This window comes from Pyrococcus yayanosii CH1 (genome assembly GCF_000215995.1).
Lineage (GTDB): Archaea > Methanobacteriota_B > Thermococci > Thermococcales > Thermococcaceae > Pyrococcus > Pyrococcus yayanosii.
This window is the reverse complement of record NC_015680.1, coordinates 469,097-495,132: the sequence shown is the minus strand read 5'-3', so window position 1 is coordinate 495,132 and position 26,036 is coordinate 469,097. Positions and strand designations below refer to the sequence as shown.

The following is a 26,036-nucleotide window of genomic DNA, read 5'->3' as shown; positions in this document are numbered from 1 at the left end:
TGGGATGCCCGATGGAGAATATAACCACTCCAAAAGAAAGGCGGGACTCCCTTGTCCTAGCGGGTATGACGCGGGACGGAAAAATCGAGTTCGTAAAGGTCTACGCCCTGACAAAGGAGTTGGCACTCACCGTGTTAGATGACTTCTTTTCGGAGAATGAACTTCATCCATCCGACTTCGTGCTGATTCATGAAGGATACGAGGACGTCTCAGGTAAGGAGGTTATAAGCACGAGAACAGAAGAAGAGCTCTCCGCGATGCTCGCGAGGCTTGGCCTCAAGCTCGTCTCTAACGGCCTCTTATACCTCGATGACGTTGACAGGCTCTATCAGATAACGGCGGTTAGCAGGAGATTTCTTGAGAGGATGAGAAAGCTTAGAGAGGGAACTGAGGTCGAAGAAGTAGTAACGTTGAACTTTGATCATATAGAGCTTCCAGAGAAATACGCGAGGAGACTACAGCTCCTGGCCCTAAGGGAAGATGCCATGGTGCTCAACGCCGTCGAGCTTGATCTTCCCTCCCTCCTCAGGAAAGTCGTGGAGGGTAGGGTCCTTATACCGAGGTTCGTGGAGAAGGACGAAGTGATAATTAGAGTATTTGATGAGGAGATCCACGAAGTCCTTGGCTCTCACTTCGATAAGGTCGTGGTAAAGCCCCCTATCGTTCACTGGGACGCTCACGTCGACGACGTAGATGATTTCTCTTTTAAGAAGATCGAAGAAAAGATATACTCGGCACCCTTGTTTCTGAAGGCCTCCGGAGGGTTCCTTATACTTACGGAACCTCCCAGGGAGCTCGTTAGAATGCTACTTAAGATCAAGAGAAGGGGGGAAATCAAGGTCAGACTAAACAATGTCCTTATGAGAATTCCTTTGGATTTCACGTTGGTAATCGACACCAAAGAGCCGGGAAGATACTCAGGCCTGAAGTTCCCGGTAAGAATCAACCTACCGCCCCTTGACGAGGAGACTTTTTCCAAGCTCCTCTCGGAGAGGCTCGGAATAACTGTTTCAGGTGACGCCATGAAAGTGTTCCCTGAGGAGTTCAGGACATTTCTCGGTGTTGAAATAATCGAAAACCTTTGGAAAAAGCTTGTCGGTAGGGGAAGGAAAGCAGACTTAGAGCTTTTAAAGGAGGTGGCCAACATAGTAACCGGTGGTGTGTAGTGATAACGATAGACGGAAGCTACGGTGAGGGCGGAGGACAGATACTGAGGACTGCCGTAGCTCTTTCTGCAATAACGGGTACGCCTGTAAGGATAATAAACATCAGAGCCAACAGGCTGAATCCCGGCTTGAGGCCTCAGCACCTTCACGCGATACTAGCCCTCAAGGAGCTGAGCGGAGCGAGGGTGAAGGGAGCGAGTGTAGGGTCGCGGGAGCTGGAGTTCCATCCCGGAAAATTAAAAGGTGGAAAAGTCCGGGTTCCGATAAAGACCGCGGGTAGCATAACCCTTGTCCTCCAGGCCCTTCTTCCGGCCGCGGCCTTTGCGGAGCGGGAGGTTGAGTTTGAGATAACAGGTGGAACGGACGTCCCCTGGTCGCCCCCCGTTGACTACCTGAAGAACGTTACGCTCTTCGCCTTGGATAGGATGGGTCTCAGGGCTAAGCTCGAAATAAGGCGGCGTGGCCATTACCCAAAGGGAGGGGGCCTCGTCGTCGGCCAGGTAGAACCATGGATGGAGAAGAAGCCTCTGCGGGTGGAGAAGCTCGGAAAGGTCATTGGCTTTGAAGGTATAAGCCACGCCACCAACCTTCCAGCCCACGTCGCCGAAAGGCAGGCAAGAGCCGCCAGAGAAAGGCTTAGGGAGTTCTACGACGCCCCTGTAGAGATAGCCACGGAAGTTTCTCGCTCCCTCGGGCCCGGGAGCGGAATAGTTGTCTGGGCAGAGACGGACTGCCTGAGACTCGGAGGAGACGCCCTCGGGGAAAGGGGAAAGCCGGCGGAGAAGGTGGGAAGGGAGGCTGCCGAGGAGCTCCTATCCCAGCTGGAGAAGGGGGCGTGCGTTGACAAGTTCCTTGGAGATCAGCTGATACCTTTTCTGGCCTTCACCGGCGGCGAGATTGAAGTTGCCGAGGTCACGAGGCACCTCGTGACGAATGTGTGGGTCGTGGAGAAGTTCTTCGGGAAAGTTTTTGAAGTCGAGGGGGAAATAGGAAAGCCAGGCAAGGTTAAGGTAGTCAGGAGGGTAGAGATATGAAGGTCGGGATAATGAGCGACACCCATGATAATTTGGGGGCAATAAGGAGGGCCGTCGACTTCTTCAACCGCGAGGGGGTTGACCTCGTCCTCCACGCGGGTGACTACGTGGCTCCTTTCGTAGCCAGGGAGCTCTCTAGACTCAAGGCACCACTTAAGGGCGTCTTCGGGAACAACGATGGCGAGAGGGAGGGTCTAAAGAGGACCCTTGGCATAAAGGATGAAATCCTCGTCCTTGATATAGGGGGCATGAAGACTGTGGTCATTCACGGAACCGACGAGAGGCTAATCGAGGCCCTCGCCAAGAGCCAGCTCTACGACATCGTAATAAGGGGCCACACCCACAGGCAGGGGATAGAGGAAGTCGGGAGAACAATAATTGTGAATCCCGGAGAGGTCTGCGGTTATCTAACCGGAATCAAGAGTGTTGCCATCCTGGACATTCGGGAGAGGGAGGTTAGAATAGTAAACCTTGAAACAGGTGATATTATTGGCCTGATGAGCCTTTGATTGATCATCATTTTTGGGCAAGCAAACGTTTTAATCCCTCTCCCTCCATCCACCTCCGGTGTTTATGATGCTAACGGGCAAGGCCTTGATTCCAGTCAAGGTCATCAGGTCCTTTGGGAGCTGGAAAGAAGGAGATATGATACTTCTGGAGGATTGGAAGGCTAGGGAGCTCTGGGAGAGCGGAGTGGTTGAGGTTCTGGATGAGGTTGAGAAGGTCATAGGAGAGATAGACAAAGTTATAAGCGAGGAGAGAAAAAGTGAACCCCTTACGCCCATCCCAGAGGGCCTCTATGAGCGAGCGGAGTTCTACATCTATTACCTTGAGCGATATATCCGTGAAAGGGCAGGAGAAAGCGTCGAGGTAATAAACACAAAGATGGCGAAGCTCACGAACCTGAAGAAAAAATACAACCACCTCAAGGAACTTAGATTCAAGAAGATCCTTGAGGCCGTTAGGCTGAGGCCTGGCAGTATGGAGATACTCACCCGCCTCTCTCCAGAAGAAAGGAGGATATATCTCCAGATGTCCCGCATCAGGAACGAGTGGCTCGGCGAGAGGTGATTTGATTTGGATAGGGATGAGATGATAAATCGCTTCGTCAGTTTCCTCCGTGAATATGCCGACGAATCTGGCGAACCCGTTTACAAAGAAAGGATAAATGATATTCTGACGGTGACTCCCAAGCGCTCCATATCCATAGATTGGACACATCTAAACTCCTTTGACCCAGAACTCGCCGAAGAACTTCTAAATAATCCTGAAGAGAGCATAGCGGCGGCAGAGGATGCCATCCAGATAGTGCTGAAGGAAGACTTCTTCAAGGAGGAACCCCCCAAGGTTCACGCCCGGTTCTTCAATCTTCCTGAGACACTCCTCGTCAAGGAAATCGGGGCCGAACACATAAACAGGTTCATTCAAGTGGAAGGGATAATAACAAGGGTGAGTGAGATAAAGCCCTTCGTCAGGACGGCGGTCTTCGTGTGTCGGGACTGTTACAATGAGATGATTCGCGTCCAGAGGCCTTACGGCGGCATGACAAAGGTTACCCGCTGCGAACAGTGCGGGAGCAAGAACATCGAGCTCGATGTCAACAAGAGCTCCTTCATAAACTTCCAGACCTTCCGCCTCCAGGACAGGCCCGAGAGCCTAAAGGGCGGCCAAATGCCCCGCTTCATCGATGCAGTACTCCTCGACGACCTCGTCGATACGGCCCTCCCGGGTGATAGAGTCCTCGTTACCGGAATACTCAGGGTGGTGCAGGAGAAGGGAGACAAGACGCCGATCTTCAGGAAGATCATAGAGGTCAACCACATAGAGCCCCTCAGCAAGGAGATGGAGGAACTTGAAATTACTCCAGAGGAGGAGCAGAAGATAAGAGAGCTCGCTAAGAGAAAGGACATCGTGGATGCCATCGTGGATTCCATAGCACCCGCCATATATGGATACAGGGAGGTAAAGAAAGGCATAGCTCTGGCCCTTTTTGGCGGTGTTCCGAGAACGCTTCCGGATGGAACAAGGCTGAGGGGAGACATTCACGTTCTGCTCGTGGGCGACCCAGGAGTTGCCAAGTGCGTTGATTACCACACGAAGGTTCTGCTTGCCGATGGGAGCTTAAAGGAGATTGGTGAAATAGTTGAAAAGGCTATTGAGAAAGCTAAAGTGGAAGGAACGCTCGAAACTGTTGATGATGGCTTCTATGCGCCAATTGACCTCGAACTCTACGCTCTCGACGCAAAAACGCTGAAGGTCAGAAAGGTCAAGGCCAACATCGCTTGGAAGAGAACCGCTCCGAAGAAGATGTTCAGGATAAAGACCGCGAACGGGCGCGAGATTAGGGTCACCCCAACTCACCCGTTCTTCACATTTGAGGACGGACATTTCCGGACGAAAAAGGCCGAGGAGCTCAGGGTTGGAGACTTCATAGCCGTACCAAGAAGAGAGAACGAACCGAGGATAGTGCCCGAAACAGAAGACGAAAGCCTAAGGAAACTCCTTGAAGAGTCGGACATCTTCTGGGATAGAGTAGTCGAAATTGAAGAGTATAAGCCAGAGCACGGGTGGGTCTACGACCTTCAGGTCCCGGAGCACCACAACTTCATAGCCAACGATATTTTTGTCCACAACAGCCAGCTTCTCCGCTACGTGGCCAATTTAGCTCCCAGGGCCATCTACACTTCTGGAAAGTCCAGTTCGGCGGCCGGGCTTACGGCCGCCGCCGTCCGCGATGAGTTCACGGGTGGCTGGGTGCTTGAGGCGGGCGCCCTCGTCCTTGCCGACGGCGGCTTTGCGATGATCGATGAAATAGATAAGATGAGCGACCGCGATAGGAGCGTAATCCACGAGGCCCTAGAGCAGCAGAGCTACCACAGGAACTTCGAGCTCCTTCTAGCTGATGGAAGGAAGGTAAAGATAGGCGAGTTCGTGGACGAAATAATTGAGAGGAACCGCGATAGGGTGATAATAGGCAAGGACACAGAAATCCTGCCCGTCGAGGACGTCTACATCCTCGCGTACGATCCTAAGAGGGGCCAGATAGTCAGGGTAAGGGCTGACCGCGTAAGCAGACACAAGCCACCCGAGAAGTTCATTCAGATTAAGCTCGAGAACGGAAGGGAGATTCTTGTCACGCCAGAGCACCCGGTTCTTGTATGGGAGAATGGTGTCAAGGAGGTTCCTGCCGAAGATCTTAGACCAGGAGACTTTGCAATAGGCGTTAGAGAGTACCCACCCCTCGGAGAAGAAGAGGGAGATATTGAAGCTGTTTTAAGAAATCTGTTCAAAGAAGGGAGCAACAGGTTCAAGAAGGGGGCAAGAATTCCGCCAGAGGTCTTTAGATTTAGAAGAGAGCTCCTAGAAGAACTCGTCAGGAGGATATGGACAATTAGAGGCAGGGGACTGAACGGGAAGCCCGTGATTAGATTCCCATCAAGGGAGCTGGCGGAGGACTTCCAGGACCTTCTGCTATTCCTGGGAGTTTGCTCTACGCTCAGAGAGGGAGTGGGAAGCTTCTCGCTAATAGTGCAGGAAAGAGAATGCATTAAAAGGTTGGAAGAAATCACGGGCAAGCGATTCGGCGAAGGAAGGGAGGAGAAGGTGCCCGGGGACTTTGGAAGGGCAATTCTGGAGGCCGCTGACCTCTTAGGCTTAAGGATTCCAGCCGGGAGCAGGTCGAGGCTCAGGCGCAAGGTAGTTTCCCGGAATATAGTCCTCAAGTATTCCCAACAGGTTCAGGAGACCATTGAAAGGCTGAAGCGGGCAATCGAGAATGATGACATGGAGAGGGTCGTGGAAATTCTTCCCAAGTGGAGGCTTTACTACGAGCACGGGATATCTCCCTTTTCCCTAAGGCGAAGGCTGAGTGATGAGAAGATTAGAAAAATTGTGAAGGAAGAGGCAACAAAACGGCTTGAAAAGGCTGAAAAGCTAATAGAATTCGTGGAAAGGAACCTAGAGAGGATAAGATTCGTTAGAATCGTTGCCGTCAATGAAGTTCCCAACAAGGACTCCGAATGGGTCTACGACGTCACAGTTGAGCCCCACCATCTCTTCGTATCCCATGGCCTCGTGCTCCATAACACCATCAGCATATCGAAGGCAGGTATAACGGCTACGCTGAACGCGAGGGCCACGGTTATTGCCGCAGCAAACCCGAAACACGGCCGCTTTAACCGCATGAAACCCATCTCGGAGCAGCTCGACCTACCCCCAACCCTCTTGAGCAGGTTCGACCTAATTTTTGTCCTCATAGACGAGCCGGACGAGGAGATAGACAGCGCCATCGCGACCCACATACTCCGTGTCAGGAGGGGAGAGAGTGAGGTCGTCACGCCCAAGATCCCCCATGACCTTCTCCGGAAGTACATAGCCTACGCAAGGAAGAACGTCCATCCCGTGATAAGCGAGGAGGCCATAGAGGAGATAAGGAAGTACTACGTGAAGATGAGAAGGAGCGCAAAGAGACTTACTGAAAAAGACGAGGAAGGGATAAGGCCAATACCCATAACCCCGAGGCAGCTCGAAGCTTTAATTCGTCTAAGCGAAGCACATGCCAAGATGAGGCTCAGCCCCATAGTGACGAGAGAGGATGCCAGAGAGGCCATAAAGCTCATAGAGTTCACTCTTGGGCAGATTGCCAGGGATGAGGAGGGACAGATAGATGTGACAATACTTGAAGTCGGACAGAGTGCTAAGAAGCTCAGCAAGGTCGAGAAGATACTTGCGATTATAGAAAAGCTTGAGAAGGTTAACGAGAAGGGTGCTTACATTGAGGACATTCTCGAAGAGGCGAGCAGAGCTGGAATAGAGAGAAAGGAAGCGAGAGATATAATAGAGAAGCTCCTCAGAGGGGGCCAGATATATATGCCTGAGACCGGCTACTACAAGACCCTCTGAACCAATAACGTTTTATAAGGCATCGGATAAAGCCGTGTGGGGGTGATGTTATGGAGATAGACTATTACGATTATGAAAAGCTGCTTGAGAAGGCTTACGAGGAGCTTCCCGAGAACGTCAAGCACCACAAGTCCCGTTTTGAGGTTCCAGGTGCTCTCGTCACGATTGAGGGCAACAAAACGATAATAGAGAACTTCAAAGACATAGCCGAGGCCCTGAACAGGGATCCTCAGCACGTCCTGAAGTTCCTACTCAGAGAGATAGCTACCGCTGGAACGCTCGAAGGAAGGCGTGTCATCCTTCAGGGTCGCTTTACGCCATATCTCATAGCCAACAAGCTAAAGAAGTACATCAAGGAGTACGTTATCTGCCAGGTATGTGGTAGTCCGGACACCAAGATACTCAAGAGGGACAGGTTCTACTTCCTCAAGTGTGAGGCCTGCGGTGCCGAGACCCCAATTCAGCATCTCTGAGGTCTTCCGGGATGATGACTTTGCCGAGTGCTGACGGATGATGAGTAAACAGTCGGCTGACCGCCCCTATATTTAATTTCACGCTCTATGAAAAACCCTTTTAAGTCCTTTTACAAACACCAGCCAGACCATGCCAGCGGGGGATGCTCATGAGCATGGAGGAGAAGGTTAAAGAGCTATACGAACGGAAAAAGAAGATAATGGAAATGGGTGGAGAGGAGGCCATCAAAAAGCAGCATGAGAAAGGAAAGCTGACCGCTAGAGAAAGAATCGAGCTCCTTCTCGACCCCGGAAGCTTCGTCGAAATAGGAATGTTCGTGAAGCACAGGGCCACCGAGTTTGGCATGGATAAGAGGGAACTGCCAGCTGATGGCGTAATCACAGGCTACGGAACAATCGACGGCAGACTTGTCTTCGTCTACTCGCAGGACTTCACGGTGATGGGCGGCTCCCTCGGCGAGATGCACGCCATGAAGATTAAGCGCATCATGGAGCTCGCTCTCGAGGCTGGAGCGCCAGTTATAGGCCTCAACGATTCTGGTGGAGCGAGAATTCAGGAGGGCGTTGACTCCCTCAAAGGCTACGGTGAGATATTCAAGATGAACACCATTCTCAGTGGCGTCGTTCCCCAGATAACGGCCATCATGGGGCCCTGTGCCGGAGGAGCCGTTTACAGCCCTGCCATAGGTGACTTCATACTCATGGTGGATAATCCCTCAACCTTCATGTTCATCACCGGTCCGCAGGTCGTGAAGGCCGTTACGGGTGTCGATGTTACGCCGGTCCAGCTTGGTGGTGCCATGGTTCACGCCCAGCGCTCAGGCCAGGCACACCTCGTGGGCAAAAATGACGAGGAAGTTTTGGCCTTGATTAGGAGGCTTCTCAGCTACCTCCCCTCCAACAATATGGAGAAGCCGCCTCGCGTGAAGACAAGCGACTCCCCCTTCAGGAGGACCGAGAACCTCTATAATATCGTGCCGGATGACCCCAACAAGGGCTACGACGTCAGGCAGGTCATTTACGAGATAGTTGACCGCGATGAGGACGGCAACCCGGACTTCCTTGAGCTCCAGCCCTACTTCGCCCCTAACGCCGTCATAGGCTTTGGAAGGATGAACGGTCAGACCGTGGGGATTGTAGCTAACAACCCCATTCACCTTGCGGGTGTGCTCGACATAGACAGCTCCGACAAGATCGCGAGGTTCGTCCGCTTCTGCGATGCCTTCAACATTCCCATAGTTACCCTCGTTGACGTGCCGGGTTACTTGCCGGGCGTTGATCAGGAAAGCAGGGGAATCATAAGGCACGGGGCTAAAGTTCTTTACGCCTACGCCGAGGCAACCGTTCCGATGGTAACGGTTATCCTCAGGAAGGCTTACGGTGGAGCATACCTCGCGATGGGAAGCAAGCACCTTGGAGCGGACTTCGTCTTCGCCTGGCCTACAGCAGAGATAGCAGTTATGGGTCCGGAGGGAGCGGCCAATATAATCTTCAGGAAGGAGATAGCCAAGGCCGAGAACCCAGAGGAGTTCAGGAAGCAGAAAATTAAGGAGTACAGGGAGAAGTTCGCCAACCCCTACGTGGCGGCTGCTCGCGGTTATATCGATGATGTCATCGATCCTGCTGAAACGAGAGCTAAGATAATCCTCGCCCTTGAGGCCTTGGAGGGTAAGCGCGTTAAACTGCCGCCGAAGAAGCACGGCAACATACCACTGTGAGGTGAAAGCATGGTGATTGGGGGGCTTATGGAGGGTCTTAGCATAACCGTCCTCGGTGTCACCGTCGTCTTCGGTGTTCTCGGAATACTGGCGGTTACTATGTACGCCATTGGATGGCTCGAGAGGCGCCTCGTTGAGAAGGAGGATGGTGGTGAGGAGCCGGTTCAAGAGAGTCCACCAAAGAAGGGTCTTGATGAGAAGAAGATTGCCGTGATAACGGCCGCCATAATGGCGTATCTGGACCAGAAAAGGCCTAAGGAGCTCCCGATTAAGAGGAAGCCTTCCGAAGCCTGGTGGCTTTCCGGTGTAACAAGCCATGTTGGAGAGGTCGAGAACTTCAACTACAAGCTCGGGAAGTGGTGAAGATGAAGGTTAGGATCGTCATAAATGGTGAAGAGTTCGAGGTCGAAGTGGAGGAGCTCATGCCCGGGAAGTTTAGGGTTACCCTCGAGGGAGAGACCTACGAGGTCGAGGCCAGGGGCATTCAGAGAGCCGCACCCGTCGTGACACCGACCCCAGCCCCAGCGCCCACGCCAGCACCCGCTCCAGCCCCTGTCCCAGCACAGCCCCAACCGGTGTCAGATAACATCGTCACGGCCCCTATGCCTGGCAAGGTCCTCAGGATACTCGTCAGCGAAGGCCAAGAGGTGAAGATAGGGCAGGGGCTACTCATCCTTGAGGCCATGAAAATGGAGAACGAAATTCCAGCCCCAAGGGACGGCGTCGTGAAGAAAATCCTCGTGAAGGAGGGAGATACAGTCGATACGGGACAAGCCCTAATAGAGCTCGGGTGATGGCCATGGGTATTGAGCAGGCAATAATTGACTTCTTTGAGCACATGGGCCTCGTGAACCTTACGATTGGCAACATCATCATGATACTCGTCGGGCTAACCCTCGTCTACCTCGCAATCCGCTATAAGATGGAACCGCTCCTCCTCCTACCCATAGGCATAAGCGCCGTCCTCGTGAACCTTCCGCTTTCGCACCTCGCCAATTGGCCCTTAGCCCCCCAACTGCCTCCAGAAGTGCAGGACAACATCTTCGCCACGCTGAGCTACCTGAACCAGCAGTATGGCCCACCGGGCATCTTCGACCTCATCTACTACCTCCTCATCAGGACGGAGGTCGTGCCCCTGCTGATATTCTTCGGCCTTGGCGCCATGACAGACTTCGGTCCGATGATAGCCGACCCAAAGACTGCCCTTCTCGGTGCTGCTGCACAGATAGGAGTCTTCGTGGCCATGCTCGCGGCCCTCGTTCTTGGTTTTGATCTCACGGAGGCCGCTTCGATAGGGATAATTGGCGGTGCCGACGGACCTACGACGATTTACCTTACCACGAAGCTCGCCCCGCATATCCTCTCGGCAACGGCGGTCGCGGCCTACTCTTATATGAGCCTCGTTCCACTGATTCAGCCGCCCGTCATAAAGGCCCTCACCACACCCGAGGAAAGACGGATAAGGATGGAGCAGCTCAGGCCTGTGTCAAAGAGGGAGAAGATAATCTTCCCCATAGCCAGCATGATCATCATAGGGCTCCTCGTGCCCAGCGCTGCCCCGCTCATAGGCATGCTCATGATTGGCAACCTCTTCAGGGAGAGCGGCGTGGTCGAGAGGCTCAGCAAAGCTGCCCAGGAGGAGCTCATGAACATCGTCACCATATTCCTCGGCCTTGGTATTGGCTCAACAATGAGGGCGGAGAGCTTCCTGACGGCAAAGACCCTCATAATACTCGGCCTCGGCATAGTTGCGTTCGCTTCCGCGACGGCTGGAGGAGTGCTCTTTGGAAAGCTCATGATGAAGCTCAGCGGCGGCAGGATAAACCCGATGATAGGCGCAGCCGGTGTCTCCGCCGTCCCCATGAGTGCTCGCGTCGTGCAGAGGCTGGCCAGCGAGGAGGATCCGGGGAACTTTATCCTCATGCATGCAATGGGACCCAACGTGGCCGGGGTCATAGGAACTGCCGTGGTCGCGGGCGTCTTCCTGAGCGCCCTTGGCTGACCTTTACTTCTTTAAAGCCCTGGGCCCTTCTCCCCGAATATTTTCCGCACCTGACTATTTCACACCGACGAAACGGTTATTAATCGGGTCCCCTAGATAATTCCGGTGATGGCCATGGTCGTGAGCCTTGCAGGAAGGGACCTTCTCTGCCTCCAGGACTACACGGCCGAGGAGATATGGACGATTCTCGAGACGGCCAAAATGATGAAGATTTGGCAGAAGATAGGCAAGCCCCACAGGCTCCTTGAGGGCAAGACCCTGGCAATGATATTCCAGAAGCCCTCCACGAGGACAAGGGTGAGCTTTGAGGTTGCCATGGCACACCTCGGCGGCCATGCCCTCTACCTCAACGCCCAGGACCTCCAGCTCCGCAGGGGCGAAACGATAGCCGACACCGCCCGCGTCCTCAGCCGTTACGTGGATGCCATAATGGCGAGAGTTTACGACCACAAGGATGTTGAAGACCTCGCCAAGTACGCAAGCGTTCCGGTGATAAACGGTCTATCTGACTTTTCTCACCCGTGCCAGGCTTTAGCGGACTACATGACAATATGGGAGAAGAAGGGCCACATAGCTGGCCTCAAGGTTGTCTACGTCGGCGACGGAAACAACGTAGCCCATTCGCTCATGATAGCCGGAACCAAGCTTGGCGCTCACGTCGTCGTTGCAACGCCAGAGGGCTTCGAGCCCGACGAGAAGGTCATCAAGTGGGCCGAGGCTAACGCGGCCGAGAGCGGTGGAAGCTTCGAGCTCCTCCATGACCCAATTAAGGCCGTCAAAGATGCGGACGTCATTTACACTGATGTTTGGGCGAGCATGGGACAGGAGGCAGAGGCCGAGGAGAGGAGGAGAATCTTTAGGCCGTTCCAGGTTAACAAGGACCTAGTAAAGCACGCAAAGCCGGACTTCCTCTTCATGCACTGCCTTCCGGCCCACAGGGGCGAGGAGGTCACGGACGACGTCATAGATGGGCCCAACAGTGTGGTCTGGGACGAAGCGGAGAACAGGCTCCACGCCCAAAAGGCTGTGCTTGCCCTGCTGATGGGTGGGATTAAGGGCTGAGCCCTCTCTTCTAAAATTTTAATGAAAGGGATCAGCCAAGAGAAACAACTATCCTGCCTTTGAATGGCCTCACGGCGCTTGCCCGAAGTTCGTATTCCACGACGGCCTTCTCTTCGGATGAGTCGTTGTTAATGATGAGGTAGTACACCGTGCCCGGCAGGTCCCTTGATATCCTGTATATCCCGCTTTCGGCGTTCTTCTTTTCCGTCACGGGGACGAAATGCTGGCCCCTCTCCCATTTGCCATGCTGATAACTGTCGAGGAGCTGGAAGGACACGTTCCCCTGAATTATCAGCTTGAGCTGAAGGTTCTTCAGGAGGATGTATTGGCTTGCGTTGAAGGTTATGACAGTCCTGTTGGAGGGAAGCAACTCGACGGTTCCCTCACCAAGAACGACATCCTCTAGGGGAGCCTCCGGCGGTCCAAAGACGATGTAATACTTACCAGAACCAAGCGTGAAATTGTACGTTCCGGCAGTGACAGAATTCTTCCTGGCTACGTATTGAACTCCCTCATCGTTTAAAATCCACGTCCTCGCATCCTCGGCCCTTATTACCCCTAGGTACTTCAGAACTGCACCCTCGGGCATCTCGAGCTTGACACTCACAACAGCCTCCTCGGTCAAGTTCACTCTGATGGAGAATCTACTCCCAAAAGTGTGGGTTTCGTTAAAGATAACTTTCATTGGTCGGGTGGTGCGGGTGATGGTTGGGGAGGTCGTCGGTCCAATGCAGCCGGAGGCCAGCAGGAGCAGGAGGAGAGCAATCATCAGCCTACCCCTCATGGGAACCACCCATTAAGCTTATAAGCCACCCTTCGAAACTTCATCTTGGTGCGGGGGTTGCCGAGCCTGGTCAAAGGCGGGGGACTCAAGATCCCCTCCCGTAGGGGTTCCGGGGTTCAAATCCCCGCCCCCGCACCATTCATCCCACGATTCTAATTCTCCTCGCCGCTCCTAGTGCAAAACCTAATGCCTTTGAGTCTATGACCACAGCATATCCTCTGAGCTCATCTAAGATCACGATTTTCAGGCCAGAGAGCTCCGTTGGAAGCTCCTCACCACCTAATTCCGACTTGACGAGGGAAGATAAGAAGTTGTAGGCCTCTCTCCCGAAGAGCACGACGTCGGGCTCGAAGCCATCCATCTTGAGCTCATTGGCCTTTTCCTCAACGGCGCTAAGCACCCTTATAAGCTCACCCCTCACGTTCTCCACCATCCTAGAATCAGCCGCCACCTTTAAAAGGTAGTCCTCCGGAAGGGCTACCGGTCGGTGCTATGCCCAGGGAGACAACCTACTACTCATACGTTGTGGGAGAACTCCCCGAGGGTTGCCAGCTCTGCGTTAGGGGTGAGAAGCTCGTCCTCTTCGTCACTGGGGTCTGCCCCAGAAACTGCTTCTACTGCCCGCTGAGTCCATGGAGGAGGGGAGATGTCGTTTATGCCAACGAGAGGCCTGTCAGGAGCGTGGATGACATAATAGCGGAGGCACTGATACAGGAGGCAGGGGGAGCTGGAGTTACCGGTGGTGACCCGCTCGCGAGGCTGAACAGGACGGTCGAATACATCAGGGCCCTGAAGGAGCGGTTCGGCGAGGAGTTCCATCTACACCTCTACACCACCGGTGCCCTGGCTACGAAGAAGGCCCTCGAAAAGCTCTACGATGCCGGCCTAGATGAGATAAGGTTTCATCCAGATATTTTCACTCCGAATTCAAAGCTCTTCGAGAGGGAAATTGAGAACATAAAGAACGCCTTCGACTTCAGCTGGGACGTGGGTGGAGAGGTCCCGGCCGTTCCGGGCCAGGGTGAACGGATAAAGTGGTTCGCGGAGTTCCTAGACAGGCTTGGGGCGAAGTTCCTCAACGTGAACGAGCTTGAGTTCAGCGAGACCAACATGAGGAACCTCCTTGACAGAGGATACAAGCCGATAAACGACGAAAGCTCGGCCATAAAGGGAAGCTTAGAGCTCGGCCTCGAAATCCTTCGCTGGGGCGAGGAAAACACATCCCTGAGCTACCACCTCTGCACCGCCAAGCTTAAGGATGCCGTCCAGCTCAGGAACCGACTCAGGAGAATGGCCAAGAACGTGGCAAAGCCTTACATGGAGATAACCGAGGACGGGACGCTTCGCTTCGGCATAGCCGAATACGGGAACCTCGACGAGCTTTACGCTCTCCTCGTGAAGGATGCTGAAGTTCCGGCTGAGTGGCTCTACATAAACCGTGAGAAGGGTAGGATAGAGATGCCCGTGGAGGTTGCCATTGAGCTGGCTGAAGCTATAGAAGGCGACGTAAGGTTCTTCATCGTCGAGGAGTATCCGACGTGGGACAGGCTTGAAGTGGAGAGGATTCCCTTACCCTAACGTACTTCATTCGGCTACGCTCTTTATCAACCTTTCCAGGAAGGCGTTTTCCCGGACTATCTCAGCCCCACTGTTCCTGGGCAAACCCAACTCAACCCTCGCCCTAATTCCGTGCTCCCGCAGATAATCGGTTATCTCGTCGAAAAGCTCCTGAAATTCGGACTTCAGGATGAGGCCGTAAACTGTTGGTCCCCAGCTGCTTTGTCCTGCCCCGTAGGTTTTCTCTTCCAACCACTCAAGAATCAGCCTCACATCGTCCCTGAACTCTCCTCCTTGGAACTCCGAGAAGTGTCTCCCAACTAGTCTTTGAATAGCCGAAAGGTGCTTACCAAAAACTCTGATGTTCCTTTCCTTCAAAGCGGGCAGAAGGCCAAGGATAACCCGATAGCTTATCTCCATTGCCACATCAACGCGCCCGAAGGTTTTCTCCATTATCGGTTTTTCCTCCTCCTCGTCAAGACCCGGTTTTACATCTGGAATAACGAGCAGGAAAGCCCAATCCTCGGGAAAGTCCTCCCTGAGTATGAGTGGGGGAATTCCATCTTTCACACCGCCGTCAACCACGAAGCCTCCAACTGAAAAGGCGTAAATTCCTACCCCGCTGTTCTTCCCCCTCCCAAGAACTTTGGCAAGCTTTTCGATTGGAACGCTAATTTTGTTGAGCCTCGCTATGGCAGTGCCTACCGCAAGGCTCAGCTGCGTCGTCGAGCCTAGGCCAACGTGCCTTGGAATGGATTTTATTACCTCAAACTTGTAGCTCGTCCCGGTTCCAAAGGCGGAGTTCATCCTCTCGACGGCCTTCTCTATCGTCTTCCTGTCTTCAGCTTCGGCCATGATTTCAAGCCTCTCAGCTGAAAGAACTTTGAGCTCATAACCCCCTTCGAGAGCAACGCCAAGGCTTCCAAACCGTCTCCCAAGGCTTCCAGTGGGATCTATCAGACCGAGGTGAAGTCTCCGGGGAGTGCGAATTATCACGACCACCACCTCGAAGTTTTTTATTTCTTCCTCAAACTTTTCCAAGGGTGGTGCTCATGAAGTTTGCGGGTGTTAAACTGGACGAGCCGAGGATAATGGGTGTCATAAATGTCTCACCCGAAAGCTTCTACAAGGGGAGTGTGAGAAACAATGAGAAGGCCTTAGTTGAAACGGCAGTGAAGATGGTTGATGAGGGGGCAAGTTTCATAGATATCGGAGCCAAATCTACTGCCCCCTATCTCGAGACTCAGATACCGCTCGAGGAGGAAATTAGACGGGCCAAGTGGGCAATTAAAATTGTCAAGGATGTTGTTGATGTCCCGGTGAGTATAGATACAACGAACGCTAAGGTCGCCGAGGAAGCTCTCAAGGCCGGTGCTGACATAATAAATGATGTTACGGGTTTTAAAGGAGACCCTGACATGGCAAAAGTTGCCTCAGAATACAGTGCTCCAGTCGTTTTATGCGCCCATGGGCAGGTGAGAGACTTACTTGACCCTGTTAAAACAGTCATTGAGTTCCTACAGGAAAGTCTGGCAATAGCTGAGGAACATGGGATTAAGGATATAGCCATTGACCCCGCAATAGGATTCCTAAGACCTGCCTATCCACCCTGGTACGAGTGGGACTCAAAGGTCATAGCAAATTTAAACCTCCTCAAACTGTTCGGAAGGCCCATCCTTATCGGTGTCTCGAGGAAATCTTTTATCGGAGCCATAACAAGGAGAAAAGACCCATCCGAGAGATTGGCGGGCAGCCTCTCTGCGACGGCAATAGCCGTCTTGAAGGGGGCGAACATAGTTAGAACCCACGACGTCAGGGAGACGCTCGATGCCGTTAAGGTAGCTGATTTTGTGAGGCGATTTATTCCCTAAAGCTGAATTAGGACATTAAACTCCAACTGCCGGGGCAGTAGGAGTTCATTTTTGGAAATTTTTCCCGTAACTCCCTCAAAAGCCAATCAAGATGAAGGGAAAGTCGACAGGAAAAAGAAAGGATAATCTCGTCTCCCTTCAGGGCGGGGAGGAGGTCAGGGGTTCAAAAGACTTATTTACTCCCGATAATATTAACGGCCATGAGGGTTTTCATCAGGGACTACCTCATCCCGTGGCTTCTCGTTCCGGGCTCCTGGTTCGCCCTGTGGACTCTCTCCTCCCAGACGAGGAAAAACCTCAACGCCGTGAACCTTTTCATTGCCTTCCTCCTTCTCATCCCGTTTCTCCTTGTAGCGCTTCACTTCGTTGGAAAGGCCCTTGAACGCTACGGCTACTCACAAGATGACTTGAAACGTCTCCCAGAAATAATCGAAAAGACCCACGGTAGGCTCTATTTTTCGAAGGAAATTAATGCCCTCGCAGGAGTTGATTGCGAATGCTATTGCCTCAATAACGTCACCAACCGGGTCCTTGGTGAAGCAATCGCCCAGGAGTGTGGTTTTCTCCCCGTGTTTGATGGCAATGGTTAGAGTATCCTCTGGAACTTCCCCACGAAGCGCCTCCTCAAAGCCGAAGAAAACAAAGGAGAAAGACACCACATTCACCTCCTTCTTTTCCCTATGTCATCCGAGCTACCTATCGAACGAGAGTATTTCAATTGACCTGTCAATGTGCCTTATTGTGGCCTTGGCCAGGGATGAACGAATATCAATACGATCGGTTAGGACATATCGAAAATCCAAATCAGAAAGTTTCCACTCCTTAAAAGTACCGCATGAAGGGTAGGGTCAAAGGCCCCAAAGTCCATGTCCACGTAGAGTTTGACCTTTGGTCGTATTCCCACCCAGCTTGGAAGACTTTCAACGGGCTTCAGAATATCCTCAGAAACCATCCTGCCGTCTCCTGCAGGCGTTTTAACTCCCGGTCCTCCAATGAAATTTCTGAACTCGTTCTCCTCGTCTCTGGTTATTGTTATAACGGGCTTCACTATGACGGATTTCAGATTTTTGGAGGGGACTTAGATGGAGTTAAGCCTTCAGTCTTTCGAGTTCCCTTTCCGCGTTTATGATTGCTTCATCCAGGGCTTTTAAAAGGACTCCTTTTGAAACTTTAACTGTGATTTTAGCCCATGCAACAAAGAACAGAACTACCATGCCACCAATACTGGAGACGTAGATTATTTCCAGCGGGTCGTAAGTCCCAAGCGTAAACCTGACAAAAGGTGGACGGGTAGGGCTGGCCAACCTAACCAGTATTGATAACGCTTTTTCCAGACCCGGCTTTAGCTGGGCAGTGTCCCACACTACTCTCCACTCTTCCTTGGGCAGTTTTTCTTTCTCAATGAACTCTTTCAGTTTTTTCAGATCATCAATGTAATTCTTTAAGTTGATGGTAGCATTTAAAATATAAATATCACCATAAATCTCAACATCATATTCATTCAAGTAGCTTTCATCGCTCTCGTTCCAAAACTCACCAGGACGGAGGAGTCTAAATCTTAAATGCTCAACTTTCACCGGCTTCTTCTGCATAATACTACTTATGTTTTCGATAGTGCGTTGAATGTTTTTAGTAAACTCCCTAATGGGAACCTGGAAGTCCCTGTCGTCGGGAAGTTTAATCGTAACGTGCCCTCCATTTCCCACGATTTTCAGTCTGAAAAAGTTACCTGGAGCTTTTAACTCTGCAAGCATCTTCAGCACTTCCATGAACTCCTGTACCGGGACGGGTTCATCGGTGAGGAATATGGGTTCATCGGCCGTTATTAGAACGGGAAATCCTTCCTCTTCTGCAGTGAAATAAAAGGAAAGATGGGCCATAACACAACCCCCTAATATTTAGATGCAGGGAATGCGGTGACTATCCTATACCACCCTTTCCCCACTTTTCAAGAACTATTGCCATTTTTGTTCCAAGTTTTGGAGAGTATCTCACGAGTACTATTCTGTTCGGTTTCTTTCCACAGTCCATGTAATCTGGATTTCGTATGGTTTCCTTTATTTCTCTTATGATATCCTGGGCAGAGATGTACTTAAATTTGTCCTTGAATTTGTATACGTTTGTGAGTATGTGTCGTACAATGATGTGTTTAGCGCCTTCCTTATCAATGATGACTTCTCCCCCAGGGAAGTAGCCTCCACAGTTGTATCTTTCCCTGAAGTGTGCCCTGAAATTTTTGTACTTCCTATTCAACCATTCACTCAGCCATGCGTTTGCAAAAATACAACTGGGCTTATCAGACTGTCGTGTCAATTCTCAATGTTGTTCATTGAGACGTTATAGTTCCCACCGCACTTACGTGCGACTTTTGAAGAGAACTTTCCAATTCTCCTTAGAAAGTCAAGGTAAGCTCTCGCAACATCTTGAAGTGGTTCTCTAATTAGCGACGTGAGCTCGTCTAGCTCGTCAAAGGTTACCTCACCCAGTTTGTGAAACTCACAGGCGAGGGCCCTTGCATTGCATCTTATGAAAACTTCTACAATTTCACAATTATGGTCACCGGAGGGGATCGCTTTATTTGCACAGATATAAGCGCTATCCCCTTTCAGTTTGAAAAGAATTGGTCGGTTAAGCTTCCCGAACCAGACCTCAAACGCTGTACCTTTTATTTTGGAGCATTTGAGGCCGTACTCATACTCAAGCTCCGAGATAGGTGTTTCTTTAAGCCGTGGATCGGGATGGATTTTTTAGGAGGAATAAACCTCTCAGCAAGCTTCCGTCTAATTCTCTCCAAGTTGAAGTGCCAACAGAGCATCTTTGTGTGAATCATTGAAGGGCCCCCTCAAGCTCCCCTATGAGCATGGAAACGGCATCCTTCTTCCTTATGGGGCCGATGAACTCCTCATTCCATTTCCTTAACTCCCTTATTATCTCCCTAACAACATTAACAGCTACAGCCTCCGCTTCTTCTTTCTTGACCCTAATGACTGACCCGGTTTTAGTGTTCACAAAAACGAGTTCGTCATCAACATTGAATACAAACACCGTGCCAGGCCACTCGCCTCCAAACCAGAGTAAGAGGTAGTTACCCGGATTATCGCTTTCAACAAGAGACAGCGCCTTTTCAAGGACGTCAGTGTGGGGTGTCATGTCAATCTCACACCTAATTTCCATGCCCCGGCTGAATTTTAGGAGGTTTATCAAGTCTCCTGCAAAGGCTACAGGCTCGACGAGCCCGCTGAATATTTCCCTCCCATGGCTTACGACAGCGTAAACCAACGGAAATTTCTCCTTCCCGCATTTAACTTCCCCAAGCCATTCAACCTTAATTTCAAATTTTCCCTCAGCTGGAAGAAGACCCTTCCTCCTCGCCATTTCCTCCACAATCTCAACCTTCCTCATCAACCCCTCATCCGGAAACTTCGCAAGAAAAGAACGAACAAAAGCCAGAGAAGAGGAAACAAACTCCTCACGAGGAACCTCCACAGTCTCCAAATCTTTTCTGTTCTCTCTGTGTATTTTGAGCTGGAGGAGGTCGCCCCTGATTTTAAACCTAATATGAGACATTGGTTCATAAGTGCCTAACCTCAAGGTAATGCTGTTATCTCGGCAATATCTGCCTGGAAACAACAAAACTCCACACCGTCCGCTCCTGAGGTACAATTCTTTAACGCCTTCGCAGGAGTTGATGGCGAATGCTATTGCCTCAATAACGTCACCAACCGCGTCCTTGGTGAAGCAATCGCCCAAGGGTATAATCTCATCCCCGTGTTTGATGGCAATGGTTAGAGTATCCTCTGGAACTTCCCCACGAAGCGCCTCCTCAAAGCCGAAGAAAACAAAGGAGAAAGACACCACATTCACCTCCTTAGCCACTCTAAGTACGCAGTGATAATTTCATACCATCCCTTTGACCTGTTGTACCTTAGTATTACCCTTAGTGTTTTTGACGTATGTGGGTTAGTCCTAAGCTCTGGGAATGTTTTTCTAATTATCACAGTATTTGGATCCTTTGGGTCACATGTTACGCTACCAGTTTCTATGGCCTTCTTGATTAAGATTACTATTTCCCTTATCGTTAGGTATTTTGGAAATATCGTTGGATCTGATTGACCAGCATACTCGTAGATCCCAAAGACGTGCCTGCCAACTATGTGCGCAACTCGTTTCTTTGTGAGTACAACCTTGCCAGGTGGGAAGTTCCCACATGGGGCTCCTCTGAACGTCACTCTGTTCTTAACGAATACATCTTTGTACGCATCATAGAATTCTTCTACTACATTCTTCGCATCGTTAGCGTCCCAGCCTTTGAGGTATGCCCGTGCAAGGAGTTTGCCATATTCCTTCGGGCTGAATAAGTCTTCGACAGCCTTGACTTCGTCTCTGGTTATTGTTATGACTGACTTCACTATGACGGTTTCCTTTTTGAGGCCAAACCACTTCTTTTTAACATAGCCGTATCCAATTTCTACTTTAGTCCCCCATCGGTTCTTGTTCTCGATTCCTTTTGCCAGTTCCTGCCCGTTGTATGAAATTCTGTCTGGAAGTTCTTTATAGAACGCTTCAGTGAACTCACTAACCGGTTTGGAGTACAAATATTTTGAAATTGCCAATACAACTCCGCTTATAAACACTACCCATCCTATGCCCGGAACAAATGTACCAAAGAATTTCTCTACTACAATCTCAGCACCAACATTCTCAGGCTGGACCTCATCGCCCGGCTTCCCCGGACTGAGGTCTCCGGGTAGCGTTGCCGTACTGTTCACCGTTGCATTAACGAAGCTGGCAGTAGCACTGGCTCCACTGACCGTCATTCCAAGGAAGAGCACCACCAATGCCAGCGCAACAAACCGCTTCCAGCCCATGAGTTCACCTCCAATATTGTTCATAAGGATAACAAATCCAAGTCTTAAAAAGTTTTCTATTATTAGTATTAACAAAACAACGGCAATTAAAATTAGATCACTACTCCATAGGGAGTTCAGATTACAACCGCCGAAACATGACAATCTAAGAACAGCCAGAAGCCCCACAGAATCCAAATCCATGAATCTAAACACCAGTAGCCGAAAGAGAAAAAGTAGAGTTGGTTTAATCAAGCTCCTCCGCCAGAGCGGAGCCTTCTTCTATTTTAACCCCCTTGCTGAGTATGTCCCTGAGGTCAGCCTCCGGGTCGCCGGTGAGCCTTAGGTCGAACTGCTTCCTGAAGATTTCAAAGACTCTGGGGTGAGGAACTCCGGTGGCTTGGGGCCGAGGTAGATGCCCTTAATCCCTAGGTAGACTTTAACATAATCGGAAAAACACTCGTCTTCTGGGGCCTCTTCGCGAGCTCCCTGGTGATGGCCGGAGGCCCGGTGAGGGGAGTTCTCAATGGGGTTGCTATATTCGCCAGAATCTTTGCCTTCTTCGTTCTCCTCGTTTCCATGGTCATCTGGATCCTGGGGCTTCCCTTTGCCCTCTACGAGTTATTCAAGGGAAAGGAACCTGATAGAGATTTTTTAATTGAGCTGACGGTTAGACAGAACCTCTTTTATACGGCAGTCCTCGTCGCGGTCAGGCTCATCGCGCTCCACTCCAGCTATCCGGCTGGCGACGACCCTATCGGGAGCTCATGGCCTTCGGGCGGAAAACGGAATTGGTGGTCTCACTGCTAGAGCTTTCCGGGTTAAACTTACTCTTTGGTTTAATTGGCCTTTACCTTCCTAAAAGATCGAAGAAACTAACCGCTCTGGCTTTAACAATGATTTTTGTGGCCTAAATCTGGATGGTTTGGAGATGCTCGCGGGCAAGTTTTAAATATTTCGTGCATGCATGCACTTATAGGTGGTGCCGTTGGGAAAGACGATAACCATAGCGGATGACGTTTACTACGAGCTCGTCAGGATGAAGGGGAACAAGAGCTTCTCCGAGCTCCTGAGGGAGCTCATAGGCAAGAAAAAGAAGGGCAACCTCGGTGTGCTCATGATAGCCTTCGGGACAATGACGGAAGAAGAGGCCAAGGAATTTGAGAAGGAAATGAAGGAGGTCGAGGAATGGCTGAACTCCTGGACACCAGCGTGGTGATTGAGCTGTTCAAAGGCAATCAGAAGGTTTTAGTGCAGCTCTCCGAAGATGCCGAGTATGCCCTTCCGTCGATAGTGCTCTTTGAGCTCCTCTGCGGGAATCTCAAACCCCGACAAAGGCTGGCCCTTGAAAAGATGCCTGTCCTGGACTTTGACAGGACAAGTGCAGAGATTGCAGGTGAGATATTCAGGGACCTGATGTCAAAGGGCCTGAGACCTCCAACAAAGGACCTTCTCATAGCTTCCACTGCCATAGCCCATAACGCAACGCTCTATACCTGCGATGCTGATTTTGAGCGCTTTAAGGAGTACGGTCTGAGGGTAAAGGTTTTGGAGAGGTGAACCTCAGAAAGCCGGGGGATGCTTTGTGAGTAAAAACCCTATATCTTTAGCATTTAGGTACGCCCCCTTTTCCTGATTTCGTTTGGGTTCAGAGTGCTATTATTTGGGTTTATCTACTTGATGTTTGCGAAACCGGGCACTTCTTTCATTCCCCTCGTTAAAATGCTCGGTGTTTTGTTCATAATCGGTGCCTTCGCGCTGTTTCTTGTGGTGACACTACAGGAAAGGGACAAGAAAACACCGGAAAAAGTCTTCTACTCCTGGAGAGACTTCCTCAAGGAACTTTCAGCATTCCTCCTTGTGTTCACAATCGCGTACTCCTCGGGGGTGAGTCTGGAAAAGAGCCTCTCGATGGCGCTTTACGTTCCTGTTATAGCTGGCTGGTACTGTTCCATGATGGCCCACAGGTACGTAATATCCGACCGGATACTCAAAATCCGGGCCGTTGTAAATTTTGTGGCCATAACTTTTGGGGCTTTACCTCTTCGTGATTGATAGTCTGGTCATAAGCGGGCTGATTGGGATACTTTTCGCGGTTGTTTCTGAAAAAGACTACAAGGTAACACAAAAACTCCTGGAAACGGGTCTGCTGGAGAGGAAATACGCCGAAGGCGGGGCCTGGCGGTTGTTTTACAGCATCTTTTATGAGTTTGGGGTGGTAGTGGCTCTGATGATATTCACGGGGAAGTACAGTGATTTCTTCATCAGGGAATCCCTGCTGACGATGTTCAGGCTGTTTTATATATTCACGACGGTTTTCCTCCCCTTTGGGACGTTTCTCGGGTGGTTGAGGTTGAAGGTTCATGGAATAGAACTCGATGACCAATGATGATATTGCTAAGGGTGAACTTTTGTGTTCTTTTGTTCACTCTTTTACTCTCCCTTCTTTCGTCTTGTTCTCGTCGTTTTGGTACGGTTGGAAATTGAAAATCCTACGAAAAAAAAACGTTATTAAATCCAACTTATAAAAGGAAAAAATTTATATATGGAGATTGCCTGCTCTCCTTGACCGACTGGTCAGGTGGTGGCCATGAACTGGAGAAAGGCGACGTTCGGCGTGTTTCTGATCTTCATAGTGTTGAGCCTGCAGTTGATTGCGGCACCGCAGGCCATGGCAATGAGTACCAGCAACGCCAGCGTAACCTTTAGGAGGGCAGTCGTTGCTTGGTACGATGAGAATGGTAAACTTCAGATGAACGTAACTTGGGTGAATGCAACATTAAACTTCACTAATTTGACGCATTCTCCATGCGTTTGCCAGAACGGTAGTTCCTGTGGTGCTTTTAATACGAGCGCTCACGTTAATGTTTCGATAATAACCCTGTACAACATGACAAGGGATCATGAACAGTTGTTGTTCGTCAAGGTTACTGCCTACAATGCCACCGTTAACTATACCATATATAACCTTGTTTATAGAGCCGAGAGAAGTCAGTATAATTTTACGCTAATCACTAAAATCCTAACCGACCCGGAGACTGGGGAGTACAGGGCTTTTGTTACTGGGATGAACATCGCTCCCCATGATAAGGATAAAGCTCTTCCTGTCGGGGATACTGTGCTTGTGCTCGGCAACCTTACGCTTTCAGATTACTACTGGACTCTGAACAAAATTCTTATGAAGCTTCGTAGGAGTGACGAGACGAGCTGGATTTGGGGCAGGAGTGCTTACGAGTTAAGACATCTTTCACACCTTGTGAGGCTTAAGCTTCCTGAGTACAACGGAAAAACAAACTTAGGGTACGCTATAGTCATCGATGACTACTCAGGATGCTCCCACCTTTGTGATTTAGCATGTACCTCTGCTTTTACTATAGTATGCTTAGGGGCTATGGCATCTGGTGGATGGGTGCTTAGTGCCATCTGTCTTATTGGAGGCGGAGTTTGCACGTTGGGATGTAGTACTTTATGCGGCTCAATGGACATAAAGTCACTTGCTTCAAGTGCGGGTTGTTCTTATGGTTGCAGTGAAATCCTTGTGAAAAAAGTATTCTGTGGAAGATACATATGTAAAATACCATTTCCTGGATGTGAATCTGGCTGTGCGGCAGTTTTTACTCCTCTATTTTGTCCCCAATTCTGCGCGCTTTTGGCTTCACGAATCTAAATGTTTTTATTTTTTCAATTTATAAAAATCCCCCGGTGGTCTCAATGAGGAGGAGAAAAATCATTCTTAAGATCTTTGTTTTTCCTGTGGTGCTCTTCGCGGTGCTATTTGGTTTCGCCTGGGTGAAACTTGGCGTCATAACCCTTGAATGGGTTCTTAGTACGGTCCTTCTTTTTGTCCTCATGGTAGCTTCAATGGTCTTCTTCCTCGCCCGCATTCTAGAGAAGCATGGATACAGGAAGAGGGACATCAAGAGAATTGACGAGATTCTTGAGGAGCACTGGGATGAGCCGTGGGATTCAGGCTACCTGAAGTACGACGTGCAGGAATGCATAGCCCATCACCTCATTCTCTGGGGAATTTTCAGTACGTCTCTCCTGGGGTTTCATGATGTTTTCCTTGCCATAATGGCGTTCGTTGGCCTGGCTTTTCTTATGGTGGTGATGTATCCTGTCTTCGCCACGATGGTGGTATGGATTATAGTCCTCCCGTTGTACTTTCTCAGGAGTAAAAGGACAGATGATGGCTTTGAGTTCGTTGGTAAAACCTCTCTTGCCTCAACTCTCGCGATTCCCGTTATCTGGGCCGTCTCCTCTTACGTTTTAACCCAGAACTATCCAGAAGACGTTCTGAGGATGTTCAATGCCGTGGTTAGGAACGCCGAAGGGTTTTTGATTCTCTCAGTTTTGAACACTCTGTTCGGCTTTCTGGGGGTTTACCTCCCGCGCAGAGGTGGAAGGAGAATCCTCACGATTGTCTTGCTCTCACTTGCAGTGGCCATGCTCTTTGTTGTCTGGAGCATCCTTCAACCTTTAAATTCTGCCGGGGGTATTTAAGATGAAATCTAGAAAAAGGTTGGTAATAGAGGTTGTAAAGCTTACAGGCCTTATTGTGATCCTTATTGCGATGTTCTCTTCGATATTTGCACTCTGGGGAAAACTCGCCTATATACC

29 protein-coding genes, 1 tRNA gene and 1 pseudogene are annotated in these 26,036 nt (G+C 50.5%); 22 read left to right on the top strand and 9 right to left on the bottom strand.

Features of this window, described 5'->3' with window-relative positions:
* Window positions 1-11: 11 nt before the first annotated feature.
* From PYCH_RS02900 to argF, 11 genes are all read left to right on the top strand, one after another.
* The gene (locus PYCH_RS02900; protein WP_013905337.1) at window positions 12-1,166 is read left to right on the top strand and encodes a hypothetical protein; all 1,155 of its coding nucleotides are present in this window, start codon (window positions 12-14) and stop codon (window positions 1,164-1,166) included.
* A complete protein-coding gene (gene rtcA / locus PYCH_RS02895) occupies window positions 1,166-2,200 on the top strand; it encodes an RNA 3'-terminal phosphate cyclase (protein WP_013905336.1) in 1,035 nt (344 codons plus the stop codon). The genes PYCH_RS02900 and rtcA overlap by 1 nt, the downstream gene beginning before the upstream one ends.
* Window positions 2,197-2,709 carry a metallophosphoesterase gene (locus PYCH_RS02890; protein WP_013905335.1) on the top strand — a complete coding sequence of 171 codons (513 nt, stop codon included), beginning with the start codon at window positions 2,197-2,199 and terminating at the stop codon, window positions 2,707-2,709. Before rtcA ends, PYCH_RS02890 begins: the two co-directional genes overlap by 4 nt.
* 67 nt (window positions 2,710-2,776) lie before the next feature.
* Entirely contained in the window at window positions 2,777-3,271 is a 495-nt protein-coding gene (locus PYCH_RS02885) for a Gins 23 protein (RefSeq protein WP_048058177.1), read from the top strand.
* Between the two features lie 6 nt (window positions 3,272-3,277).
* Window positions 3,278-7,102: an MCM2/3/5 family DNA replication licensing factor gene (locus PYCH_RS02880; RefSeq protein ID WP_013905333.1), complete on the top strand. Its 3,825-nt coding sequence runs from the start codon at window positions 3,278-3,280 to the stop codon at window positions 7,100-7,102.
* Between the two features lie 50 nt (window positions 7,103-7,152).
* Window positions 7,153-7,575, top strand: a complete 423-nt coding sequence (locus PYCH_RS02875) for a translation initiation factor IF-2 subunit beta (protein ID WP_013905332.1) — start codon at window positions 7,153-7,155, stop codon at window positions 7,573-7,575.
* A 149-nt stretch (window positions 7,576-7,724) separates the two neighbouring features.
* Window positions 7,725-9,293, top strand: coding sequence for a methylmalonyl-CoA decarboxylase subunit alpha (mmdA, locus tag PYCH_RS02870; protein WP_048058176.1), 1,569 nt, complete (start codon window positions 7,725-7,727; stop codon window positions 9,291-9,293).
* A 9-nt stretch (window positions 9,294-9,302) separates the two neighbouring features.
* Window positions 9,303-9,656, top strand: coding sequence for an OadG family protein (locus tag PYCH_RS02865; RefSeq protein WP_013905330.1), 354 nt, complete (start codon window positions 9,303-9,305; stop codon window positions 9,654-9,656).
* Between the two features lie 2 nt (window positions 9,657-9,658).
* Window positions 9,659-10,087 carry a biotin/lipoyl-containing protein gene (locus PYCH_RS02860; protein WP_013905329.1) on the top strand — a complete coding sequence of 143 codons (429 nt, stop codon included), beginning with the start codon at window positions 9,659-9,661 and terminating at the stop codon, window positions 10,085-10,087.
* Between the two features lie 5 nt (window positions 10,088-10,092).
* Window positions 10,093-11,295: a sodium ion-translocating decarboxylase subunit beta gene (locus tag PYCH_RS02855; RefSeq protein ID WP_013905328.1), complete on the top strand. Its 1,203-nt coding sequence runs from the start codon at window positions 10,093-10,095 to the stop codon at window positions 11,293-11,295.
* Between the two features lie 114 nt (window positions 11,296-11,409).
* A complete protein-coding gene (gene argF, locus PYCH_RS02850; RefSeq protein ID WP_013905327.1) occupies window positions 11,410-12,357 on the top strand; it encodes an ornithine carbamoyltransferase in 948 nt (315 codons plus the stop codon).
* 31 nt (window positions 12,358-12,388) lie between these two features.
* Here argF and PYCH_RS02845 read toward each other — a convergent pair whose 3' ends face one another.
* Window positions 12,389-13,141 (bottom strand): hypothetical protein, encoded by a 753-nt coding sequence (locus PYCH_RS02845; protein ID WP_013905326.1) that lies wholly within the window; start codon window positions 13,139-13,141, stop codon window positions 12,389-12,391.
* A 50-nt stretch (window positions 13,142-13,191) separates the two neighbouring features.
* Between PYCH_RS02845 and PYCH_RS02840 the strand changes: the two genes are divergently transcribed.
* Window positions 13,192-13,279 (top strand) — tRNA-Leu (locus PYCH_RS02840).
* Between the two features lies 1 nt (window position 13,280).
* Here PYCH_RS02840 and PYCH_RS02835 read toward each other — a convergent pair.
* Window positions 13,281-13,574 (bottom strand): family 4A encapsulin nanocompartment shell protein, encoded by a 294-nt coding sequence (locus tag PYCH_RS02835; protein WP_013905324.1) that lies wholly within the window; start codon window positions 13,572-13,574, stop codon window positions 13,281-13,283.
* Between the two features lie 59 nt (window positions 13,575-13,633).
* Here PYCH_RS02835 and PYCH_RS02830 point away from each other — a divergent pair, with 59 nt between their 5' ends.
* Window positions 13,634-14,719 (top strand): radical SAM protein, encoded by a 1,086-nt coding sequence (locus PYCH_RS02830; RefSeq protein WP_013905323.1) that lies wholly within the window; start codon window positions 13,634-13,636, stop codon window positions 14,717-14,719.
* Window positions 14,720-14,725: 6 nt separating this feature from the next.
* Here the strand turns inward: PYCH_RS02830 and PYCH_RS02825 are convergent, their stop codons facing one another.
* Window positions 14,726-15,694: a beta-ribofuranosylaminobenzene 5'-phosphate synthase family protein gene (locus PYCH_RS02825; RefSeq protein WP_048058352.1), complete on the bottom strand. Its 969-nt coding sequence runs from the start codon at window positions 15,692-15,694 to the stop codon at window positions 14,726-14,728.
* A gap of 56 nt (window positions 15,695-15,750) precedes the next feature.
* Between PYCH_RS02825 and folP the strand changes: the two genes are divergently transcribed.
* Both folP and PYCH_RS09590 read left to right on the top strand, forming a co-directional pair.
* Window positions 15,751-16,569 (top strand): dihydropteroate synthase, encoded by an 819-nt coding sequence (folP, locus tag PYCH_RS02820; protein ID WP_013905321.1) that lies wholly within the window; start codon window positions 15,751-15,753, stop codon window positions 16,567-16,569.
* Window positions 16,570-16,769: 200 nt separating this feature from the next.
* Complete coding sequence (locus tag PYCH_RS09590; RefSeq protein ID WP_193383890.1) at window positions 16,770-17,159, top strand: hypothetical protein; 390 nt, start codon at window positions 16,770-16,772, stop codon at window positions 17,157-17,159.
* 191 nt (window positions 17,160-17,350) lie between these two features.
* Here the strand turns inward: PYCH_RS09590 and PYCH_RS02810 are convergent, their stop codons facing one another.
* The 6 genes and pseudogenes from PYCH_RS02810 to PYCH_RS10130 form a co-directional block, all read right to left on the bottom strand.
* Complete coding sequence (locus PYCH_RS02810; protein WP_013905318.1) at window positions 17,351-17,617, bottom strand: hypothetical protein; 267 nt, start codon at window positions 17,615-17,617, stop codon at window positions 17,351-17,353.
* A 40-nt stretch (window positions 17,618-17,657) separates the two neighbouring features.
* Window positions 17,658-18,449 carry a hypothetical protein gene (locus PYCH_RS02805; protein WP_013905317.1) on the bottom strand — a complete coding sequence of 264 codons (792 nt, stop codon included), beginning with the start codon at window positions 18,447-18,449 and terminating at the stop codon, window positions 17,658-17,660.
* Between the two features lie 40 nt (window positions 18,450-18,489).
* The gene (locus PYCH_RS02800) at window positions 18,490-18,822 is read right to left on the bottom strand and encodes a hypothetical protein (RefSeq protein WP_013905316.1); all 333 of its coding nucleotides are present in this window, start codon (window positions 18,820-18,822) and stop codon (window positions 18,490-18,492) included.
* Window positions 18,823-19,395: 573 nt separating this feature from the next.
* The gene (locus PYCH_RS02790; protein ID WP_193383889.1) at window positions 19,396-20,445 is read right to left on the bottom strand and encodes a hypothetical protein; all 1,050 of its coding nucleotides are present in this window, start codon (window positions 20,443-20,445) and stop codon (window positions 19,396-19,398) included.
* A complete protein-coding gene (locus PYCH_RS02785; protein WP_148236184.1) occupies window positions 20,430-21,461 on the bottom strand; it encodes a hypothetical protein in 1,032 nt (343 codons plus the stop codon). The genes PYCH_RS02790 and PYCH_RS02785 overlap by 16 nt, the downstream gene beginning before the upstream one ends.
* A 202-nt stretch (window positions 21,462-21,663) precedes the next feature.
* Window positions 21,664-21,863 (bottom strand): annotated as a pseudogene (locus PYCH_RS10130) (hydroxylamine reductase); the annotation flags it as partial.
* Between the two features lie 48 nt (window positions 21,864-21,911).
* On the opposite strand from PYCH_RS10130, the gene PYCH_RS09455 reads away from it, so the two are divergent.
* The 7 genes from PYCH_RS09455 (at window position 21,912) to PYCH_RS02755 (ending at window position 25,919) form a co-directional block, all read left to right on the top strand.
* Window positions 21,912-22,226: a hypothetical protein gene (locus tag PYCH_RS09455; protein WP_148236183.1), complete on the top strand. Its 315-nt coding sequence runs from the start codon at window positions 21,912-21,914 to the stop codon at window positions 22,224-22,226.
* Between the two features lie 178 nt (window positions 22,227-22,404).
* The gene (locus PYCH_RS02775; protein ID WP_013905311.1) at window positions 22,405-22,635 is read left to right on the top strand and encodes an antitoxin VapB family protein; all 231 of its coding nucleotides are present in this window, start codon (window positions 22,405-22,407) and stop codon (window positions 22,633-22,635) included.
* Window positions 22,605-22,976: a type II toxin-antitoxin system VapC family toxin gene (locus PYCH_RS02770; protein ID WP_013905310.1), complete on the top strand. Its 372-nt coding sequence runs from the start codon at window positions 22,605-22,607 to the stop codon at window positions 22,974-22,976. Before PYCH_RS02775 ends, PYCH_RS02770 begins: the two co-directional genes overlap by 31 nt.
* A 174-nt stretch (window positions 22,977-23,150) precedes the next feature.
* A complete protein-coding gene (locus tag PYCH_RS10125; protein ID WP_237698687.1) occupies window positions 23,151-23,471 on the top strand; it encodes a hypothetical protein in 321 nt (106 codons plus the stop codon).
* Complete coding sequence (locus PYCH_RS10120) at window positions 23,464-23,805, top strand: hypothetical protein (protein ID WP_013905308.1); 342 nt, start codon at window positions 23,464-23,466, stop codon at window positions 23,803-23,805. The genes PYCH_RS10125 and PYCH_RS10120 overlap by 8 nt, the downstream gene beginning before the upstream one ends.
* Window positions 23,806-24,006: 201 nt before the next feature.
* The gene (locus PYCH_RS02760) at window positions 24,007-25,083 is read left to right on the top strand and encodes a hypothetical protein (RefSeq protein WP_013905307.1); all 1,077 of its coding nucleotides are present in this window, start codon (window positions 24,007-24,009) and stop codon (window positions 25,081-25,083) included.
* 44 nt (window positions 25,084-25,127) lie between these two features.
* A complete protein-coding gene (locus PYCH_RS02755; RefSeq protein WP_013905305.1) occupies window positions 25,128-25,919 on the top strand; it encodes a hypothetical protein in 792 nt (263 codons plus the stop codon).
* The last annotated feature ends 117 nt before the right edge of the window (window positions 25,920-26,036 follow it).

Coding starts and splice junctions, on each gene's coding strand:
- folP (WP_013905321.1), top strand. CDS start 15,751: ATGAAGTTTGCGGGTGTTAAACTGGACGAGCCGAGGATAATGGGTGTC.
- PYCH_RS02855 (WP_013905328.1), top strand. CDS start 10,093: ATGGGTATTGAGCAGGCAATAATTGACTTCTTTGAGCACATGGGCCTC.
- PYCH_RS02785 (WP_148236184.1), bottom strand. CDS start 21,461: ATGAACAATATTGGAGGTGAACTCATGGGCTGGAAGCGGTTTGTTGCG.
- PYCH_RS02805 (WP_013905317.1), bottom strand. CDS start 18,449: ATGGCCCATCTTTCCTTTTATTTCACTGCAGAAGAGGAAGGATTTCCC.
- PYCH_RS09455 (WP_148236183.1), top strand. CDS start 21,912: ATGGCCGGAGGCCCGGTGAGGGGAGTTCTCAATGGGGTTGCTATATTC.
- PYCH_RS02760 (WP_013905307.1), top strand. CDS start 24,007: ATGAACTGGAGAAAGGCGACGTTCGGCGTGTTTCTGATCTTCATAGTG.
- argF (WP_013905327.1), top strand. CDS start 11,410: ATGGTCGTGAGCCTTGCAGGAAGGGACCTTCTCTGCCTCCAGGACTAC.
- PYCH_RS02845 (WP_013905326.1), bottom strand. CDS start 13,141: ATGAGGGGTAGGCTGATGATTGCTCTCCTCCTGCTCCTGCTGGCCTCC.
- PYCH_RS02755 (WP_013905305.1), top strand. CDS start 25,128: ATGAGGAGGAGAAAAATCATTCTTAAGATCTTTGTTTTTCCTGTGGTG.
- PYCH_RS02890 (WP_013905335.1), top strand. CDS start 2,197: ATGAAGGTCGGGATAATGAGCGACACCCATGATAATTTGGGGGCAATA.
- PYCH_RS02830 (WP_013905323.1), top strand. CDS start 13,634: ATGCCCAGGGAGACAACCTACTACTCATACGTTGTGGGAGAACTCCCC.
- PYCH_RS02770 (WP_013905310.1), top strand. CDS start 22,605: ATGGCTGAACTCCTGGACACCAGCGTGGTGATTGAGCTGTTCAAAGGC.
- PYCH_RS02875 (WP_013905332.1), top strand. CDS start 7,153: ATGGAGATAGACTATTACGATTATGAAAAGCTGCTTGAGAAGGCTTAC.
- PYCH_RS02860 (WP_013905329.1), top strand. CDS start 9,659: ATGAAGGTTAGGATCGTCATAAATGGTGAAGAGTTCGAGGTCGAAGTG.
- PYCH_RS09590 (WP_193383890.1), top strand. CDS start 16,770: ATGAGGGTTTTCATCAGGGACTACCTCATCCCGTGGCTTCTCGTTCCG.
- PYCH_RS02885 (WP_048058177.1), top strand. CDS start 2,777: ATGCTAACGGGCAAGGCCTTGATTCCAGTCAAGGTCATCAGGTCCTTT.
- PYCH_RS02835 (WP_013905324.1), bottom strand. CDS start 13,574: ATGGTGGAGAACGTGAGGGGTGAGCTTATAAGGGTGCTTAGCGCCGTT.
- PYCH_RS02865 (WP_013905330.1), top strand. CDS start 9,303: ATGGTGATTGGGGGGCTTATGGAGGGTCTTAGCATAACCGTCCTCGGT.
- mmdA (WP_048058176.1), top strand. CDS start 7,725: ATGAGCATGGAGGAGAAGGTTAAAGAGCTATACGAACGGAAAAAGAAG.
- PYCH_RS02900 (WP_013905337.1), top strand. CDS start 12: ATGGAGAATATAACCACTCCAAAAGAAAGGCGGGACTCCCTTGTCCTA.